Here is a 16,731-nt window from a genome sequence, read left to right as displayed (position 1 = left end):
CGCCCGCGACGCCGGCGCCGCCGCGGCGCCGATCCTGACCCAGGGCGAGTTCCTGATGCGTCTGGGGATCGTGCCCCGGGCCGAGGCCCTGGCCGCCGCCCGGCCTGAGCGGGCCGACCAGATCGAGCGCCAGCTGCTGCGCCTGATCGCTCCCGACCAGATGGGCGAACTGTTCAAGGTCGCCTGCCTGTGCCAGTCCGGCCTGACCCCGCCCGCCTTCGAGACCGCCGCATGACCGCCCTGCCCGCCCTGACCTCACCCCTGCTCGACCTGCCCGGCGTGCGCCACGCCTTCTTCACGCGCCAGGGCGGGATGTCCGAGGGGATCTATGCGGGGCTGAACGTCGGCCAGGGTTCGTCCGACGCGGCCGAGGCCGTGGTTGAGAACCGCCGCCGGGCCGCCGCCCATTTCGACCTGCCCCTGTCGGCCCTGTCGACCTGCTACCAGATCCATTCCGCCGAAGCCCTCGTGGCCGACCAGCCCTGGGGCGACGCCCGACCCCAGGCCGACGGGGTGGTGACGGCCACCCCCGGCGTGCTGTGCGGCGCATTGGCCGCCGACTGCGCTCCGATCCTGTTCGCCGACCCCAAGGCCGGAGTCGTCGCGGCCGCCCACGCTGGCTGGAAGGGCGCGCTGACCGGCATCGCCGAGGCCACGGTCCAGGCCATGCAGACCAAGGGCGCGACCCCGAAGGACATCGTCGCCGTCGTCGGCCCCTGCATCGCCCAGGTCTCCTATGAGGTGGGCCTGGAGTTCCTCGACCGCTTCCTGGCCGTCGACCCGGCCAATGAGCGATTCTTCACGGCGGGAGTCTCGGCTGAAAAGCGCCAGTTCGACCTGCCCGGTTTTGTCCTGTCACGGATCGAATCGACCGGGGTCGAGACCTGCGCCTGGATCGGCGCCGACACCTGCGCCGACGAGGCCCGGTTCTATTCCAACCGCCGGGCTTTCCAGCGCGGAGAGCCCGATTTCGGCCGCCTGCTCTCCGCCATAACCCTGGTCTGAGGGACTCTTCGTCGCCTGCGGCAGAATCCGCCTTGCCGCCTGCGTCGTCGCTGCTACAAGCGCGCGCATTCAAACAAAGCGACCCGCGGGGGACCGTCATGAAGCTCTTGGCTGGCAACTCCAACCGAGCCCTGGCGGAGTCCGTCGCCGCGCACCTGGACGTGCCGCTGTGCCGCGCGACGGTGAAGCGGTTCGCGGACAATGAGATCTTCGTCACCATCGACGAGAACGTCCGCGGTGAAGACGTCTTCGTGCTGCAGTCGACCAGCTATCCGGCCAACGACAACCTGATGGAGCTCTTGATCTGCATCGACGCCCTGAAGCGCGCGTCGGCCAAGCGGATCACGGCGGTGATGCCCTATTTCGGCTACGCCCGTCAGGATCGGAAGACCGGCGGCCGCACGCCGATCTCGGCCAAGCTCGTGGCCAACCTGCTGGAACGCGCCGGCGCCGACCGGGTCCTGACCATGGATCTGCACTCCGGCCAGATCCAAGGCTTCTTCGACATTCCCACCGACAACCTGGTGTCCGCGCCGATCCTGGCCGCCGACATCAAGGAAAACTACGAAAAGCCCGGCGACCTCCTGATCGTGTCGCCCGACGTGGGCGGCGTGGTGCGGGCCCTGGCCGTGGCCAGCCGCCTGAACGCCGACCTGGCCATTGTCGACAAGCGTCGCTCCGGTCCTGGCAAGTCCGAGGTCGCCAACATTATCGGTGACGTGTCCGGCCGCCGCTGCATCCTGTTCGACGACATCATCGACGGCGGCGGCACCCTGTGCAACGCGGCCCAGGCCCTCTTGGACAACGGCGCGACCGAGGTCTCGGCCTATGTCTCGCACGGGGTTCTGTCCGGCGCGGCCGTGGATCGGGTGAATGCTTCGATCCTGAAGGAGCTGGTGATGACCGACTCCGTCCCGCCGCCTGAGCACGCCGCCAACGCCGGCAAGCTGCGCTATGTCAGCTGCGACAAGCTGCTGGGCGAAGCGATCCGCCGGATCGCCAACGAAGAGTCGGTTTCCAAGCTCTTCGACTGATCGGTCGGGCTCCAGCCCGTTCAGTTGAATTTTAGCCTTACCGCGCCGCTTCCAGGGGAAAGCTCTGGCCGCGGCCGGCCGACCTCACGCCAGATCAACCACCGGTCAAGCTTGGTAACCGACTGGTTAACGTTCGCGGTCACATTCCTGCCCGCGCCGGCGTGCTAACTTGATCTGTCTTGGTTTCTGGGGAAGGCTTCGGGATGACTTCCGCCCTTAAGATTTCTGCGGCTTCGGCTGCGGCCTTGTGTCTGGCCCTGCTGGCCGCCTGTGACGCGAAGGGCCCGCCCCCACCGCCACCACCGCCGCCGCCGCCCGCGGTGAGCCTGTCGCCCCGCCTGATCGAACAGGCGAGCGCCTACCGCTACTACATGAACCACGCGACGGCGATCACGCCGGACTTCACCGATGGCGACTCTATCGCCCGCTCGCTGAAGATCGGGGCCGCCTATGAGCCGGCTCAGCTGCTGCGCGGGGCCATCGCCTACGGCGCCGTCGCCGCCCTGCAGGACGCCGAGTTCGTGGCCGGGGTGCGCAAGTACGCCGCCGACGCCGCCCAGCGCCGCGAGATCACCAACCAGCTGATCCAGAACCCGAACTACGTCCTGGGCATGACCGGCGCTCCCAACGCCGCCGCCCTGGCCATCGCCGCGCTCGGGACCGAGGGCCAGAAGCTGTACGACGCCGGCAAGGCGGTGAAGCAGTCGGCCTACGACATCCAGCACCAGAAATGGTCCAAGAGCGACGTCGCCAACCGCGACCTGCGTCTGTCCCAGGCCAAGGCCCTTTCGGCGACCCCCCTGGTCGGCGACGTGGCCGAGACCGCCCGCCTGCAGCAGGCCGCCCTGGGCGCCGAATCGCTGGGCCTGACGCCCTCGGCCGCCAATCCGCCCTACACCCAGGTGGTGGCTCGCAGCCTGACCGTGGCGGCCCTGGCCGCCCTGGGCGAGGCCGGCGACGCCAACCTCGACACCGTGATGGCGGTGATGGCCGAGCCCAACGTCGCCTCGTGCATCAACATGTCCAAGCTGAACCTCTACCAGTGCCTGGCCGTCTCCAAGCCGCACTACGAAGACGTCTTCTGCCTGGGCCAGCATGTGATGATGGACACCGGCCGCTGCGTGATCAAAGCCGCCGGCCTGCCCGAGCCCTACGAGCCGCGGTTCGTGCCCCAGGTGCGGGTTGCGGGCGCCGAGACCACCCCAAAGGCGGCCTCCGGCAAGGGCGGCAAGAAGGCCGCATCAAAGAAGCGTTAAGTCTCTCAATCCCGCCCGTTGCAACGGGCGGGAGTTTTGTGTATCTACGCCCACCTTTCGGCCCCTAGGGGTCGTCCGTCGCCGCGCGGGACTGATCGCGCGGCGGTTTCGTTTTGAGGCGAGGCCATGGCCGATATTGTTCTGAACGTTGAAGTCCGCGAACGCACTGGCACCGGCGGCGCGCGCGCGACCCGCGCGGCTGGCAAGGTCCCGGGCGTCCTGTATGGCGGCGCCAAGGATCCGGTGGCCATCGCCGTGAAGTCCAATGAGTTCCGCAAGGCGCTCTACACGGGCAAGCTGCTGGGCCACCTGGTGACCCTGAAGTACGGCGAAGAGACCCAGCCGGTCATCGCCAAGGCCGTGGACATGCACCCGGTGACCGACGAGCCGTGGCACTTCGACCTGTACCGGGTCGACGAGCACCAGCAGATCAAGATCGCTGTGCCGGTTCACTTCAAGAACCACGAAGCCTCGCCGGGCCTGAAGAAGGGCGGCACGCTGAACGTCGTCCTGCACGAGCTCGAGCTGAACTGCCCGGCCGACCACATCCCGGAAGAGATCGTGATCGACCTGGCCGGCCTGGAAATCGGCGCGACCATCCGCGCCGGTGGCCTGAAGCTGGCTGAAGGCGTCAGCGCCGTCGGCGGCGCCGACCTGGTGATCGCCACCGTCGCCGGTTCGGCCGCCTCGGCCTCGGCCGAAGCCGCTGAAGGCGCCGAAGGCTAACACCCGGCGCCTCCTCGGAGGATCCCATGATCATCTTGGCGGGCCAGGGCAATCCTGGCCCCCGTTATGCCGGCAACCGCCACAACGTCGGCTTCATGGCGATCGACGCCATCGCCGACCGTTGGCGGTTTGGCCCGGAGCGTTCGCGCTTCCAGTCGCTCGCCCGCGAAGGCGAGATCGAGACAACCAAGGGCCCGGAAAAGGTCCTGCTGCTCAAGCCCCAGACCTTCTACAATGAGAGCGGCCGCGCCGTGGGCGAGGCGCTGAAGTTCTACAAGCTCAAGCCCGCCGATCTCGTGCTGTTCTATGACGAGATCGACCTGGCGCCGGGCCGCTTCCGCATGAAGACCGGGGGCGGCGCGGCGGGCAATAACGGGGTGCGCTCCGTCACCGCCCATATCGGTCCCGACTTCCGCCGCGCCCGGCTGGGCGTCGGCCATCCCGGCCACAAGGACCGGGTGCAGGGCCACGTGCTCTCAGACTTCCACAAGGTCGACCAGACCTGGGTCGCCGACCTGCTGCGGGCCGTCGCCGACGCCTTGCCGGCGCTGGTGGCCGGAGAGGACGAGAAGTATCAGAACGAGGTGATGCGGCTGGCGCCGGCCGAGAAGGCCGACCCGCGCAAGGGCAAGGAGGACTAGGACGATGTTCTCGGGCTTTCCCCTCTGGCTGATCCTGTTGTCGGTGGGCTTCTCCATCGGCCTATGCGTGCACGTGGTGCGTTCGGGCCGCGACACCTTCTGGCTTTGGATCATCCTGATGTTCCAGCCGCTGGGGGGCATGGTCTACATCGCCGCCATCATCCTGCCGGAGATCTTCGGCGGCTCCACCGCCCGTAAGCTCCAGGCCCAGGCCCGCGAGGCCCTGGACCCCACCCGCGAGTACCGCGAGGCCAAACAGGCCTGCGACGACGCCCCCACCGTCCGCAACCAGAGCCGCCTGGCCGCCGCCGCCGCCAGCCTGGGCAAACACCAGGAAGCCGCCGACCTCTACGCCCAGGCCGCGCAAGGTATCCACGCTGAGGATCCGACCCTGCTGCAGGGCTGGGCCAACGCCCTGGTCGAGCTGGGCCGCGCGACCGAAGCCCAACCCCTGATCACACGCCTGCAGGCCGACGAGCGCACCGGCCACACGCCGAGCGCCACCCTGACCCGCGCCCGGGTTCTGGACGGCCTGGGCCAGGCCGCCGAGGCCGAGGCCGCCTACAAGGACGCCGCCGAGCGCCTGCCGGGCCTGGAGGCCTGGGGCCGCTACGCCGCTTTCCTGGCGCGCTCTGGCCGCAAGGCCGAGGCCAAGGCGATCATCGAGGACATGGACCGGCGCATCGCCAAGACCCACCGCCAGTTCCAGAAGGAAGGCCGCGCCTGGCGCGACCTCGCCGCCCAATCCCTGTAAGGCCTGGCGCTCTAAGCGCTGGCCTAAGCCGCCCCCATTGGCCATAAGACGGCCCTTCCGTTTCCGAGGTTCCCCATGGCTCTCAAGGTCGCCATCGTCGGTCTGCCCAACGTGGGCAAGTCGACCCTGTTCAACGCCCTGACCCAGACGGCGGCGGCCCAGGCCGCCAACTATCCGTTCTGCACCATCGAGCCGAACACCGGCGACGTGGCCGTGCCCGAGCCGCGCCTGGAAGCCCTGGCCCAGATCATCCCGTCCAAGGAGATCATCCCGGCCCGCATCAACTTCGTGGACATCGCCGGCCTGGTGCGCGGCGCCTCCAAGGGCGAGGGCCTGGGCAACCAGTTCCTGGCCAACATCCGCGACTGCGACGCCGTGGCCTTCGTCGCCCGGTGCTTCATCGACGACGACATCACCCACGTCGAGGGCAAGGTCGACCCGATCGCCGACCTGGAGACCATCGAGACCGAGCTGATGCTGGCCGACCTCGAGAGCCTGGAGAAGCGCGTCGTCAATCTCGAGAAGCGCGCCAAGACCGGCGACAAGGAGAGCGCCCAGACCCTGCGCCTGGTCCAGGTGGCCCTGAAGCTGCTCAATGAGGGTCGCCCGGCTCGCAAGGCCGAGGTCTCGGCCGAGGACGAGAAGGCCTGGCGCATGCTCCAGCTCTTGACCTCCAAGCCGGCCCTCTATGTCTCCAATGTCGACGAGGGCTCCGCCGCCACCGGCAACGCACTGTCGAACCAGGTCGCCGAGCGCGCCAAGCGCGACGGCGCCGACCATGTGGTGATCTCCGCCCAGATCGAGAGCGAGATCGCCCTGCTTGAGCCCGCGGAACGCACCGAGTTCCTGGAGACCCTGGGCCTGGCCGAACCTGGCCTCAACAAACTGATCCGCGAGGCCTATCACCTGCTGGGCCTGCAGACCTATTTCACGGTCGGGCCGAAGGAAGCCCGCGCCTGGCAGATCCACAAGGGCGACACCGCCCCCCAGGCCGCCGGCGTCATCCATACCGACTTCGAGAAGGGCTTCATCCGCGCCGAGACCATCGCCTACGAGGACTACATCAAGTTCAAGGGCGAAGCCGGCGCGCGCGAGGCCGGCAAGTTCCGCCAGGAAGGCAAGGAGTACGTCGTCCAGGACGGCGACGTGATGAACTTCCGCTTCAACGTCTAGGCCCCCTCCCCGCTGGACATCCCCGCCCGCCGGCCTATGTCAGACGGCAAGATCCGGGAGGGACGACATGGGTGAGTATTCCAAGCTTAAGGGCGCCGACGGTTTCGAGTTCGGCGTCTATCGCGCCGCGCCGGCTGGCGCGCGCAAGGGCGGCGTTGTGGTGATCCAGGAGATCTTCGGGATCGACGAGCACATCCGTCGCGACGTCGACCGTTGGGCGAGCCTGGGCTACGAGGCCATCGCACCTTCCCTCTATGACCGCCGGGAGCCGGGCTTCACCGCCGGCCATGACGCCGAGGGCATGACCGCTGGCGTCACCCACGCTCGCGCCACCCCGCTGGAACAGGCGCTCTCTGACATCGACGCCTGCCGCGCGGCGATGGCCGCCGCCGGCAAGGTGTTCGTGGTGGGCTACTGCTATGGCGGGTCCCTGACCTGGCTGGCCGCCTGCGAGGTCCCCGGCTTCGCCGCCGGCTCCAGCTATTACGGCAGCCTGGTCCAGGCCAATGCGGACAAGACGCCCAAGTGCCCGGTGATCATCCACCTGGGCCGCCAGGACGCCATGATCCCCGCCGACGAGGTCAAGGCCGCGGTCCAGGCGAAGAACCCGAACGTGCCGGTCTACATCTACGAAGACGCCGGCCACGGCTTCAACAACGAGGACCCGCAGCGCCTGAACCAGGCGAGCGCCGAACTGGCCCGGCAACGGACCCTCGAGCTGTTCGCGGGCGCCTGACCATGGGCGAGCTCATCACCCTGAAAAGCGCCTTCGATGGCTTTGAGCTGTCGGCCTGGCATGTGAAGCCTGACGACGCCCGCCGGGGCGGCCTGGTGCTGATCCAGGAGATCTTCGGGGTGACCGAGCATATCCGCGAACTCTGCGACGGCTTCGCCGAGGACGGCTACGAGGTGATCGCCCCCAGCTTCTACGACCGGCTGGAGAAGGGCTTCACCGCCGAGGGCTATACCCAGGAGGCGGTGGCCCGCGGGGTGCAGTTCTCTCAAAGCTCCCCCTGGGACCAGGTGGCCGGCGACCTGCAGGCGGCGATCGACGCCCTGAGCCCACCGGTCTTCGCCGTGGGCTATTGCTGGGGCGGGGCGGCGACCTGGCTGGCGGCCTGCCGCTGCCAGGGCCTGTCGGCCGCCAGCGCCTATTACGGCCGCCGGATCACCGAGCTGAAGGACGAGACACCCAAGGTCCCGATCATCCTGCACTTCGGCAAGACCGACGCCTCCATCCCGCTCGAGCGGGTCGAGGAGATCCGCGCGGGCCATCCGGAGGTACCGCTCCACCTCTACGAGGCCGGCCACGGCTTCGCCTCGGACCGCCGCGCCGACTACCACCCCGACAGCGCCCGCCTTGCGCGCCTGCGGACCCTGCAGGTCTTCGCCCGCAACGGCGGCGGCCGCAGCGAAGCTTAGCTTAGCTTACCCCCCCTCTCCCCGCATGCGGGGAGAGGGTCGGGGTGAGGGGACCTGGCGCTGGGGATCCCCCCTCACCCCAGCCCTCTCCCCAGTCATGGGGAGAGGGAGTTATGGGCGGTGGCAAGGCCTCGTGCTTCTCACCCCTTCCCGCGCCCGCTACGCTCAGCGCCGTGAAGCGCCTCCTTCCCCTCCTGGCCCTCGCCGTCGCGCCCCGGGCGCATGCCGGCGAGGTCGCTTGTGTCCTCGACCAGGGGGTGGTGGTTGTGCCCGCCGTCGTGGCCGGGGCGGCCGGAGACTACATTCTCGACACCGCCGCGCCCCGGACCCTGGTGCACGAGACCCGAGCCCAGACCGACGGCATCGCGGCGGAGGCGCTGCGGGGCGAGGTGCGGCTCGCGGGCATGACCCGCAGGGCTGTGGATCTTGCCGTCGTCGACCTCGACGCCCGCGTCTGGAGCTTTCCGACCCCGGTGGCGGGGGTCATCGGGGCCGATGTGCTCGGCGACTATGTGGTCGATGTCCGCTTCGCCCCCTGCCGGGTGCGCCTGTCGCGGCCAGGCCGTGCGCCGAGCTTGAGGGGCGGCGCGGTCTATCGCTTCAGCCTGTCCGGCGCCCTGCCCAGCCTGCCCGGCGCCGCGGCGGACGGGCCGAGGGCCACGGGCGGCGCCGTCCTGGTCTCGACAGGCGCCGACACGGGCTTGCGGCTGTCATCAGCCCTGGCCCAGGCGCCTGGCGCGGAGAAGCCCGCCGAACTCCTGCCCTACGGGATCTGGCGCGCCTGGCTGCGGGGCTTCTCCCTGTCGGGGCGGCTGTGGGAGCACCTGCCGGTCGGGCTGGCGGAATTACCGGAGGGCGCGCTGGGGTCGGTTGGGCCGCCCCTGCTCGCGGGCTGGGACCTGCGGATCGACTATCCGCGGCGTCGCATCACCCTTCGGCCGCACGCCTGATCCCTGAGTTTGAGCCACGAAAAAGGGCCCCGGCTTTCGCCGAGGCCCTGGCTCCGTCCGGATGGACCGCCCCTTAGTGGGAGACGTTCCGCCAGATGCGCTTGTAGCTGACGTACAGGATGCCCGACAGGATCAGCAGGTAGATGATCGCCGCGATCCCGAAGGCCTTGCGCTCTTCCATCTTGGGCTCGGAAGCCCAGGTCAGGAAGGCGGTGACGTCCTTGGCCTGCTGTTCGACGGTCGACTTCGTGCCGTCGTCGAAGGAGACCTTGTCCGTCGCCAGCGGCGGGGCCATGGCCAGGAAGCCGCCCGGCGGCACGTGATGCTTGCCCTTGTAGTAGGCGCTCACGTCACCGGCCATGTACGGGTTGTAGTGCTGGCCGTTCGGAACGGTCAGGCCTTCCGGCGGCTCAACAAAGCCCGTCAGCAGCGAGTAGATGTAGCGCGGACCGCCATCGCGGGCCTTCGCCATGTTCGACAGGTCCGGCGGCAGAGCGCCCCCGTTCGAGGCGCGGGCGGCCGGCTCGTTCGGGAACGGGTTCGGGAACCGGTCCGCCGAGGTGCCGGGACGCTGGATCACGTCCCCCGTCTCGGAGTCGATGTCGTTGATCTGATAATCCTTCGCGATGGCCTTCACGTAGGGATTATCGTTCGGGTTCGGATACTTCGGGTCGTAGAACGGTCCGCCCTTCTGACCCAGGTTGCGGAAGCTCATCAGCTCCATCGAGTGGCAGGCCGAGCAGACCTCCCGATAGATCTTGTAGCCCCGTTGCAGCTGGGCCTGATCGAACTTGCCGAACGGGCCTTCAAAGCCCCAGGTCATTTCCTTGGGCTCGAGGGGGTGGCTGCTGGCCGCCAGCGCCGGGGTGGCGAAGACAGCGAGCCCCAGCGCCGCGAGCGCGATAGTTTTGCGCAGCATGTGAGCTCAACCCCTCTTTTCAGGCGAAGCCGCGGCGCCGGCCGGCGCGTTGGCAGGATGGGACAGCACCGGCTCCGAGATCGATTCAGGCTGCGGCAGCGGGGTCTCGGTGAGGCCCAGGACCGGCATGACGATCAGGAAGTAGGCGAAGTAGTACAGGGTGGCCACGCGGCTCAGCCAGACCATGGAGTTCAGGTCGGCGTCGATCAGCGTGAAGGTGGACAGGCCCGGGATGACTTGGTTGTCGGGCAGCTGGCCGCCGCAGATGCCAAGCACGAAGCAGGCCACCACGAAGATCAGGAAGTACAGCTTGGCCGCCGGACGGTAGCGCATGGACTTCACCTTGGAGGTGTCGAGCCACGGCAGGGCGAACAGCATGGCGATGGCGCCGAACATGGCGATCACGCCGCCGAGCTTGTCCGGAATGGCCCGCAGGATCGCGTAGAACGGCAGGAAGTACCATTCGGGCACGATGTGAGCCGGGGTCACCAGCGGGTTGCCCTTCACGTAGTTCACCGCGTCGCCCAGGGCGTTCGGGTTGAAGAACACGAAGCAGGCGAACATCACCATGAACAGGGCGATCGCGAAGCCGTCCTTCACCGTGTAGTACGGGTGGAAGGGCACCGTGTCGGCCTTGGACTTCACTTCCACGCCGGCCGGGTTGTTGTTGCCCGGGACGTGCAGCGCCCAGATGTGCAGGACCACGACGCCGGCGATCATGAACGGCAGCAGGTAGTGCAGCGAGAAGAACCGGTTCAGGGTCGGGTTATCGACCGCGAAGCCGCCCCACAGCCAGGTGGTGATCGACGGGCCGACCACGGGGATGGCGCCGAACAGGTTGGTGATCACGACCGCGCCGTGGAAGGACATCTGACCCCAGGGCAGAACGTAGCCCATGAAGGCGGTGGCCATCATCAGGAGGTAGATCACGCAGCCCAGGATCCACAGCACTTCGCGGGGCGCCTTGTAGGAGCCGTAGTAGAGGCCGCGGAAGATGTGGGCGTAGACGGCGATGAAGAACATCGAGGCGCCGTTGGCGTGCATGTAGCGCACCAGCCAACCGTAGTTCACGTCGCGCATGATGCGCTCGACGGAATTGAAGGCGTAGTCGACGTGCGGCACGTAGTGCATGGCCAGCACGACGCCGGTGACGATCTGGATCACCAGGCAGACGGCCAGGATGCCGCCGAAGGTCCACCAGTAGTTCAGGTTCTTCGGGGTGGGGAAGTCCACCATGCTGTCGTACGCCAGGCGCACGACGGGAAGGCGCACGTCGAGCCAGCGCTCGAAGCCGGTCTTCGGCTCGTAATTCGAATGTCCGCTCATGATCCTCAGCCCACCTTGACCTTGGTGTCAGACAGGAAGGTGTATTCCGGCACGGCCAGGTTCTTCGGCGCGGGCCCCTTACGGATCCGGCCGGAGGTGTCGTAGTGCGAACCGTGGCAGGGGCAGAACCAGCCGCCGAAGTCGCCGCCGCCGAAGGTCGGCACGCAGCCCAGGTGGGTGCAGGTGCCCACGAGGATCAGCCACTCGGCCTTGCCGGGCTTGTGACGCTCTTCATCGGTCTGCGGGTCACGCAGGGCGGCCTTGTCGTCGGCGATCGCCGCGGCGATCTCCTTGCCGGTCCGCCGCCGGATGAACAGCGGCTTGCCCCGCCATTTGATCGTCACCTGCTGGCCGAGCTCGACCTTCGTCAGGTCGAATTCCACCGAGGCGAGCGCCAGGGTGTCGCCGGCCGGGTTCATCTGATCGATGAACGGCCAGGCGAGTCCGCCAGCCGCGCCCACCGCGGCGACCGCGGCGGCGATGTGAATGAAGTCGCGCCGGTTCGGGTCTTCGCCCGCGGCATGAGGATCGGGATTTGCGCCCACGACGGTGTCGGCCACCTTAAAGCTACCCTTCGGTTGGGGCGGGGCCATGAATGTGACCCAACGCCCGTCTTCGACCCGCCCAGAAGCTCTGGTAAAGGCCCTGACGGAATTCGATACCGGGGCGGGATCGAGTTCCGGAACGGGCTTGGAGACGCACGCGTCTCAGGCCCCCCGTGATTCGACCCTTGCCCCGTCAAATCCCGTGGCTGGATCGCTTAGAATGCTCATGGCGCTTTTTCAACCGGACATTCCGCAAAACCTTGGCGCGGCCCTTCGTCTCGGGGCCTGCCTGGGGGTCCCGGTGCATGTGATCGAGCCCTGCGGCTTCCCCCTGTCGGACAAGGGAATCCGCCGCGCGGCCATGGATTATGGGGAACCTGCGGAGGTGAAACGCCACCCTGGATGGGCGGATTTCCGCCGTGAAGCCCCCGGACGGATCGTGCTTTTCACCACAAAAGGCGCCCAGCCCTTCGGCGATTTCGCCTTCCGCCCTGACGACGCCCTTCTGTTCGGCCGCGAGAGCGCTGGCGTGCCCGACGATGTGCACGACGCCTGCGATGAGCGGGTCTTCATCCCGCTGATGCCCGGCCGCCGCTCCCTGAACGTGACCGTCTCGGCCGCCATCGCGGTGTCCGAGGCGTTGCGCCAGACTGGCCAAATGCCTAAGCCCCTCGTCCCATGAGCAACATCACGCCTGAGATCGAAGAGCGCCGCGTCCGGGCCAAGGCCTGGTTCGAGGACCTGCAGACCCGCATCGTCGCCGAGCTGGAGCGGCTGGAGGACGAGGCCCCGCCGGAACTCTATATCGGCGAGGCCGGCAAGTTCGACCTGCGGCCCTGGACCCGCGAGACCGGAACCGGCGGCGGGATCGGCGGCCACTTCAAGGGCCGGCTGTTCGAGAAGGCCGGCGTGCACACCTCGGCGGCCACCGCGCGGTTCTCCCCGGAGATGGCGGCCCAGATGCCGGGCGCGGATGTCGATCCGTCCTACGTCTCGGCCAGCATCAGCCTGATCATCCACCCGGTCTCGCCGCGGGTGCCGACCGTGCACATGAACACCCGGTTCCTGTCGACGGCGGTCAGCTGGTTCGGCGGCGGCGCTGACCTGACGCCGATGCTGGACCGCCAGCGCAGCCAGGAGGCCGAGGACGCGGTCCTGTTCCATGCGGCGATGAAAGCCGCCTGCGATCCCTTCGATCCGGAATGGCACGGCAAGTACAAGGCCTGGTGCGATGAGTACTTCTACCTGCCCCACCGCAAGGAGCCGCGCGGCATCGGCGGCATCTTCTACGACCGGCACAACACCGGCGACTTCGAGAAGGACTTCGCCTTCACCCGCGCCGTGGGCGAGGCCTTCCTAGACGTCTATCCGAAGATCGTCCGCCACCGCATGAACGAGCCCTGGACCGAGGCCGACCGCCAGGAACAGCTGGTCCGCCGCGGCCGCTATGTGGAGTTCAACCTGCTCTACGACCGCGGGACCATGTTCGGGCTGAAGGCCGGCGGCAATATCGAGACCATCCTGTCCTCCATGCCGCCCATGGTCGCCTGGACCTAGGCTGCGAAGGCGTGCTTCCTTCCTCGCAAAGGGAGGACACGCCATGGCCGCAACGCTCGCCGAACGCCTGGGCCATGCGGCCGACGCCCGGCTGCTGATCATCAACTGCGACGACCTGGGGGCCACCAGCGCCGCCAATCGGGCGATCCGCGCGGCCATGGCAGACGGGATCGCCACCAGCACCACCCTGATGGTCCCCTGCCCCTGGGCCCTGGACGGCGTGCGCCGCGCGCCTGAGGGCGGGATCGGCGTCCACCTGACCCTCACCTGCGAATACCCAGGCCTGCGCTGGCGGGCCCTGACCGGCGGCTCCAGCCTCCACGACGATGAGGGCTTCATGCCGCTCACGGCCGAGGCGGTGTGGGCCAAGGCCGACCTGGCAGAGGTCGAGGCCGAATGCCGGGCCCAGGTCGACCAGGCCCTGGCCTGGGGCGTCGACGTCACCCACCTGGACGCCCACATGGGGACCATGCAGGTCGAGCCGCGCTATTTCGACCTCTACCTCAAGCTGGCCTGCGACTACGACCTGCCGCTTCGGGTCTGGGGCCAACCCGCCGAGGCCCAGATCGGCTTCCCCGGCCGCGCCCGCGCCGCCGAGGCCGGCCGCGTCTTCCCCGACCACATGACGACCACCTGGGGCCGCCCGGCCATCCCGGCCCTGGAGAAGATCCTGCGCAACCTGCGGCCCGGCGTCACCGAGGTCTATATCCACCCCAGCGAGGACGGCCCCGAACTTCGCGACTGCGATCCCAAGCACGCCGATATCCGGGTGGATGACCTGGCCTGCGCCCTCGATCCCGGCTTGAGGGTGCTGGCCGCTAAGCTCGGCGTCATCCTGATCAGCTACGCCCCCCTGCGCGACCTGCAGCGGGCCGCCTGATGGCGCAGATCCGCCCTTACGCGCCGGGCGATCTTACAGCGCTCTACGAGATCTGCCTGAAGACCGGTGCCAGCGGCGGCGACGCCACCCACCTCTACGCCGACCCCAGGATCATCGGCGACATCTACGCCGCGCCCTACGCCGCCCTGCAACCGGACCTCGCCATGGTGGTCGAGGATGGCGAGGGCGTCGCCGGCTACATGATCGGGACCCTGGACACCGCAGCCTTTGAAGCCCGCCAGGAACGCGACTGGTGGCCGGCCCTGCGCGAAGTTTATCCAGACCCCAAGGGCGTGCCGGGGCTTGAGCGCACCCCTGACCAGGGCCGCGCCGCCCGCATCCATCGCCCGGTCGCCACGCCCGCGCCCCTGGTCGCCGCCTACCCCGCGCACCTGCACATCAACCTCCTGCCCAGGCTGCAGGGCCAGGGGATGGGCGAACGGCTGGTGACCACCTGGCTGGAGCTGATCCGTGAGCGCGGGGCGCGCGGTGTCCACCTGGGCTGCAACACCGGCAACCACCGGGCCTTGCGCTTCTACGACCGCTACGGCTTCCGCCGCTTCCCCGTCGATCCGCCCTGGCCGGGGACGGTCTGGATGGTCATCGACCTCTAGCCAGCGGTCCGCTTGAGGAAGTCCTGGATCCAGGCGCCCAGTCGCGCCCGGTCGTCCGGGGCGTCATAGGTGGCGATGGCGGCGTCCGCCTGTTCGTCGGTGTAGCGGGTCCCGCGCCGGGTCTCGATCAGGGCCTTGGCGTAGTCCGGCTGGAACTCCGGGTGCAGCTGGATCGAGACGGCTTTGGCCTCGTCATAGGCCAGCATGCCGAAGGGCGTGAAGTCGCTGGAGGCCACCACTCGCGCGCCGGGCGGCAGGTCCACCACCTGGTCCTGGTGCGAGGCGGGTACCGCAATGCGGGGCGCGGCGTCCATCCAGGGCCGGCCCTCGCGGACATCATAGCTGTGCAGGCCGACGCCCCAGCCCTTGGGCGACTTGATCACCTTGCCGCCAAAGGCCTCCGCCATCACCTGGTGGCCGAAGCAGACCCCGACCATCGCCGCCTGGCCCTTGGCCTGGCGCAGGAAGTCCATCAGCGGCGCGATCCAGGGCAACGGATCATAGACCCCGGCCGAGGAGCCGGTGATCACATAGGCCGGGAAGTCAGCGATCTGCTCGGGATACTGGCCCGCGGCGACATCGAAGGTCTGGTAGGCATAGGCCTCGCGGCCGAACAGGGTCCGGAACATCGACGGGTAGTCGCCGAACCGTTCAATCACCTCGGCCGGCGGCTGGCCGGTCTCCAGGATGGCGAGCCTCAATAGACCATCCCCTGGGCCACAGCCTTGAGCTTCTCGATCACCGACAGCTTGTCGTCGATGAAATCGTGGTCGATCCACCAGGCCTCGACCTCGCGCATCACCTCCCCGACCATCGGCCCCCGGGGGACGCCGGCGTTGATCACGTCCTCGCCGCTCAGCGGCAGGGCCGGCGGGGTCCAGCTTTCGCCAAGGGCCAGGAGGCCGCGCCACTGGTGGGTGGCCGCCGTGCGCTGGGACCTGGCCCAGGCCAGTTTCACCCGGTCGGTGAAGGCCCGCGCGCCGATCTCGTAGACGGCCCGGCGGCTTTCACGCGGGCTCATCCAGCTGGTGATGCGCGGCGTCTTGCCCATGGCGGCGACCAGCCTGTCGCGCACCTCGTTGGACAGGCGCAGACGCTCGGCAGCCTGCGCGGCGCTGATCTGGTCGTCGGGGATCAGGGCCGCTAGACGCAGCACCGGATCGTTCTCGAACAGCTGGGAGGTCTCGATCTCCACCAGGCCGTTGAGCGCCTCGAGGCCGGGGCAGAAGGGCACGACCTTGGCCAGCACCCCGGTGGACGCCATCAGGGCCATGGCCGGACGCGGCTCGTCTGCGGCCAAGAGCTTCAGGAGCTCCTTGGCGGTGCGCTCGGCCGGGCGACCGGACAGGGTGTCCCGCAGGGCCTTGCAGGCGTCCAGCGCCTTGGCGTCAGCCTCGCCCTTGCCGTACCAGGCCTGGAACCGGAAAAAGCGCAGGATGCGCAGATAATCCTCGCGGATCCGGGTCATGGGATCGCCCACGAACACGATCCGGCCGGCCAGGCCGTCGGCCACGCCGCGGCCGGTGGGGTCGAACAGCGTGCCTTCCCGGTCGGCATAGACGGCGTTCAGGGTGAAATCCCGGCGCTGGGCGTCCTCGGCCCAGTCGGTGGTGAAGGCGACCACCGCCCGGCGCCCATCGGTGGAGACGTCCCGGCGCAGGGTGGTGACCTCGAAGGGCATGCCGTCGGCCACCGCCGTGATGGTGCCGTGCTCGACCCCGGTGGGCACGGCCTTGACGCCCGCGGCCTGCAAGGCCTCCGTCACCTCATCGGGGGTCAGCTGGGTGGCGATGTCGATGTCGTCGATCTTGCGGTTCAGCAGGGCGTTGCGCACGCAACCGCCGACGAAGCGGGCGCAGCCCGCCCCGCCCCTGGCCTCCAGGGCGTTCAACACCACAGTCGCCTGCGGCGTGCTCATCCAGGAACGCT

Annotated in this window: 19 protein-coding genes and 1 pseudogene; 15 read left to right on the top strand and 5 right to left on the bottom strand. The window is 68.6% G+C overall.

Features of this window, described 5'->3' with window-relative positions; genetic code table 11:
- The 11 genes and pseudogenes from ACFQ27_RS05650 to ACFQ27_RS05600 form a co-directional block, all read left to right on the top strand.
- Positions 1-235: pseudogene (locus ACFQ27_RS05650) on the top strand (class I SAM-dependent methyltransferase); the annotation flags it as partial.
- Complete coding sequence (pgeF, locus tag ACFQ27_RS05645; RefSeq protein ID WP_374342575.1) at positions 232-1,005, top strand: peptidoglycan editing factor PgeF; 774 nt, start codon at positions 232-234, stop codon at positions 1,003-1,005. The pseudogene ACFQ27_RS05650 and the gene pgeF, both read left to right, overlap by 4 nt.
- A gap of 98 nt (positions 1,006-1,103) precedes the next feature.
- On the top strand, positions 1,104-2,039 hold the full coding sequence (locus tag ACFQ27_RS05640) for a ribose-phosphate pyrophosphokinase (RefSeq protein ID WP_374342577.1): 936 nt from the start codon (positions 1,104-1,106) through the stop codon (positions 2,037-2,039).
- Positions 2,040-2,242: 203 nt separating this feature from the next.
- A complete protein-coding gene (locus ACFQ27_RS05635) occupies positions 2,243-3,295 on the top strand; it encodes a hypothetical protein (RefSeq protein WP_374342579.1) in 1,053 nt (350 codons plus the stop codon).
- A 126-nt stretch (positions 3,296-3,421) separates the two neighbouring features.
- Positions 3,422-4,021, top strand: coding sequence for a 50S ribosomal protein L25/general stress protein Ctc (locus tag ACFQ27_RS05630; protein WP_374342581.1), 600 nt, complete (start codon positions 3,422-3,424; stop codon positions 4,019-4,021).
- Between the two features lie 26 nt (positions 4,022-4,047).
- On the top strand, positions 4,048-4,662 hold the full coding sequence (pth, locus tag ACFQ27_RS05625; protein ID WP_374342584.1) for an aminoacyl-tRNA hydrolase: 615 nt from the start codon (positions 4,048-4,050) through the stop codon (positions 4,660-4,662).
- A gap of 4 nt (positions 4,663-4,666) precedes the next feature.
- Positions 4,667-5,416: a hypothetical protein gene (locus ACFQ27_RS05620; protein WP_374342586.1), complete on the top strand. Its 750-nt coding sequence runs from the start codon at positions 4,667-4,669 to the stop codon at positions 5,414-5,416.
- A gap of 75 nt (positions 5,417-5,491) precedes the next feature.
- A complete protein-coding gene (gene ychF / locus ACFQ27_RS05615) occupies positions 5,492-6,589 on the top strand; it encodes a redox-regulated ATPase YchF (RefSeq protein WP_374342588.1) in 1,098 nt (365 codons plus the stop codon).
- 67 nt (positions 6,590-6,656) lie between these two features.
- Positions 6,657-7,325 (top strand): dienelactone hydrolase family protein, encoded by a 669-nt coding sequence (locus tag ACFQ27_RS05610; protein ID WP_377352916.1) that lies wholly within the window; start codon positions 6,657-6,659, stop codon positions 7,323-7,325.
- A gap of 2 nt (positions 7,326-7,327) precedes the next feature.
- The gene (locus tag ACFQ27_RS05605) at positions 7,328-8,011 is read left to right on the top strand and encodes a dienelactone hydrolase family protein (RefSeq protein ID WP_377352915.1); all 684 of its coding nucleotides are present in this window, start codon (positions 7,328-7,330) and stop codon (positions 8,009-8,011) included.
- Positions 8,012-8,184: 173 nt separating this feature from the next.
- A complete protein-coding gene (locus ACFQ27_RS05600) occupies positions 8,185-8,961 on the top strand; it encodes a hypothetical protein (RefSeq protein WP_377352914.1) in 777 nt (258 codons plus the stop codon).
- A gap of 73 nt (positions 8,962-9,034) precedes the next feature.
- On the opposite strand, the gene ACFQ27_RS05595 is transcribed toward ACFQ27_RS05600, so the two are convergent.
- Genes ACFQ27_RS05595 through petA form a run of 3 tightly spaced genes read right to left on the bottom strand, consistent with a single transcriptional unit; the run spans position 9,035 to position 11,766 of the window.
- Positions 9,035-9,880: a cytochrome c1 gene (locus ACFQ27_RS05595; RefSeq protein WP_374342597.1), complete on the bottom strand. Its 846-nt coding sequence runs from the start codon at positions 9,878-9,880 to the stop codon at positions 9,035-9,037.
- 6 nt (positions 9,881-9,886) lie between these two features.
- Positions 9,887-11,206, bottom strand: a complete 1,320-nt coding sequence (locus ACFQ27_RS05590) for a cytochrome b (RefSeq protein WP_374342599.1) — start codon at positions 11,204-11,206, stop codon at positions 9,887-9,889.
- Positions 11,207-11,211: 5 nt separating this feature from the next.
- Entirely contained in the window at positions 11,212-11,766 is a 555-nt protein-coding gene (gene petA / locus ACFQ27_RS05585; RefSeq protein ID WP_374342601.1) for a ubiquinol-cytochrome c reductase iron-sulfur subunit, read from the bottom strand.
- Between the two features lie 205 nt (positions 11,767-11,971).
- Between petA and ACFQ27_RS05580 the strand changes: the two genes are divergently transcribed.
- From ACFQ27_RS05580 to ACFQ27_RS05565, 4 genes are read left to right on the top strand one after another with little or no spacing between them, the layout of a single operon-like run.
- Positions 11,972-12,433, top strand: a complete 462-nt coding sequence (locus tag ACFQ27_RS05580) for a tRNA (cytidine(34)-2'-O)-methyltransferase (RefSeq protein WP_377352913.1) — start codon at positions 11,972-11,974, stop codon at positions 12,431-12,433.
- Entirely contained in the window at positions 12,430-13,308 is an 879-nt protein-coding gene (gene hemF / locus ACFQ27_RS05575) for an oxygen-dependent coproporphyrinogen oxidase (RefSeq protein WP_377352912.1), read from the top strand. The genes ACFQ27_RS05580 and hemF overlap by 4 nt, the downstream gene beginning before the upstream one ends.
- Before the next feature lie 43 nt (positions 13,309-13,351).
- Positions 13,352-14,188 (top strand): carbohydrate deacetylase, encoded by an 837-nt coding sequence (locus ACFQ27_RS05570; RefSeq protein ID WP_377352911.1) that lies wholly within the window; start codon positions 13,352-13,354, stop codon positions 14,186-14,188.
- Positions 14,188-14,802 carry a GNAT family N-acetyltransferase gene (locus ACFQ27_RS05565; protein ID WP_377352910.1) on the top strand — a complete coding sequence of 205 codons (615 nt, stop codon included), beginning with the start codon at positions 14,188-14,190 and terminating at the stop codon, positions 14,800-14,802. Before ACFQ27_RS05570 ends, ACFQ27_RS05565 begins: the two co-directional genes overlap by 1 nt.
- Here the strand turns inward: ACFQ27_RS05565 and ACFQ27_RS05560 are convergent.
- Together ACFQ27_RS05560 and ACFQ27_RS05555 are read right to left on the bottom strand one after the other, a co-directional pair.
- Positions 14,799-15,503: a glutamine amidotransferase-related protein gene (locus tag ACFQ27_RS05560; protein ID WP_377352909.1), complete on the bottom strand. Its 705-nt coding sequence runs from the start codon at positions 15,501-15,503 to the stop codon at positions 14,799-14,801. The genes ACFQ27_RS05565 and ACFQ27_RS05560 overlap by 4 nt on opposite strands.
- Positions 15,500-16,720, bottom strand: a complete 1,221-nt coding sequence (locus ACFQ27_RS05555) for a CCA tRNA nucleotidyltransferase (RefSeq protein WP_374342613.1) — start codon at positions 16,718-16,720, stop codon at positions 15,500-15,502. The genes ACFQ27_RS05560 and ACFQ27_RS05555 overlap by 4 nt, the downstream gene beginning before the upstream one ends.
- Positions 16,721-16,731: the final 11 nt, after the last annotated feature.

Source organism: Phenylobacterium conjunctum (genome assembly GCF_042679085.1).
Lineage (GTDB): Bacteria > Pseudomonadota > Alphaproteobacteria > Caulobacterales > Caulobacteraceae > Phenylobacterium > Phenylobacterium conjunctum.
This window is presented reverse-complemented; position numbering and strand designations above follow the sequence as displayed.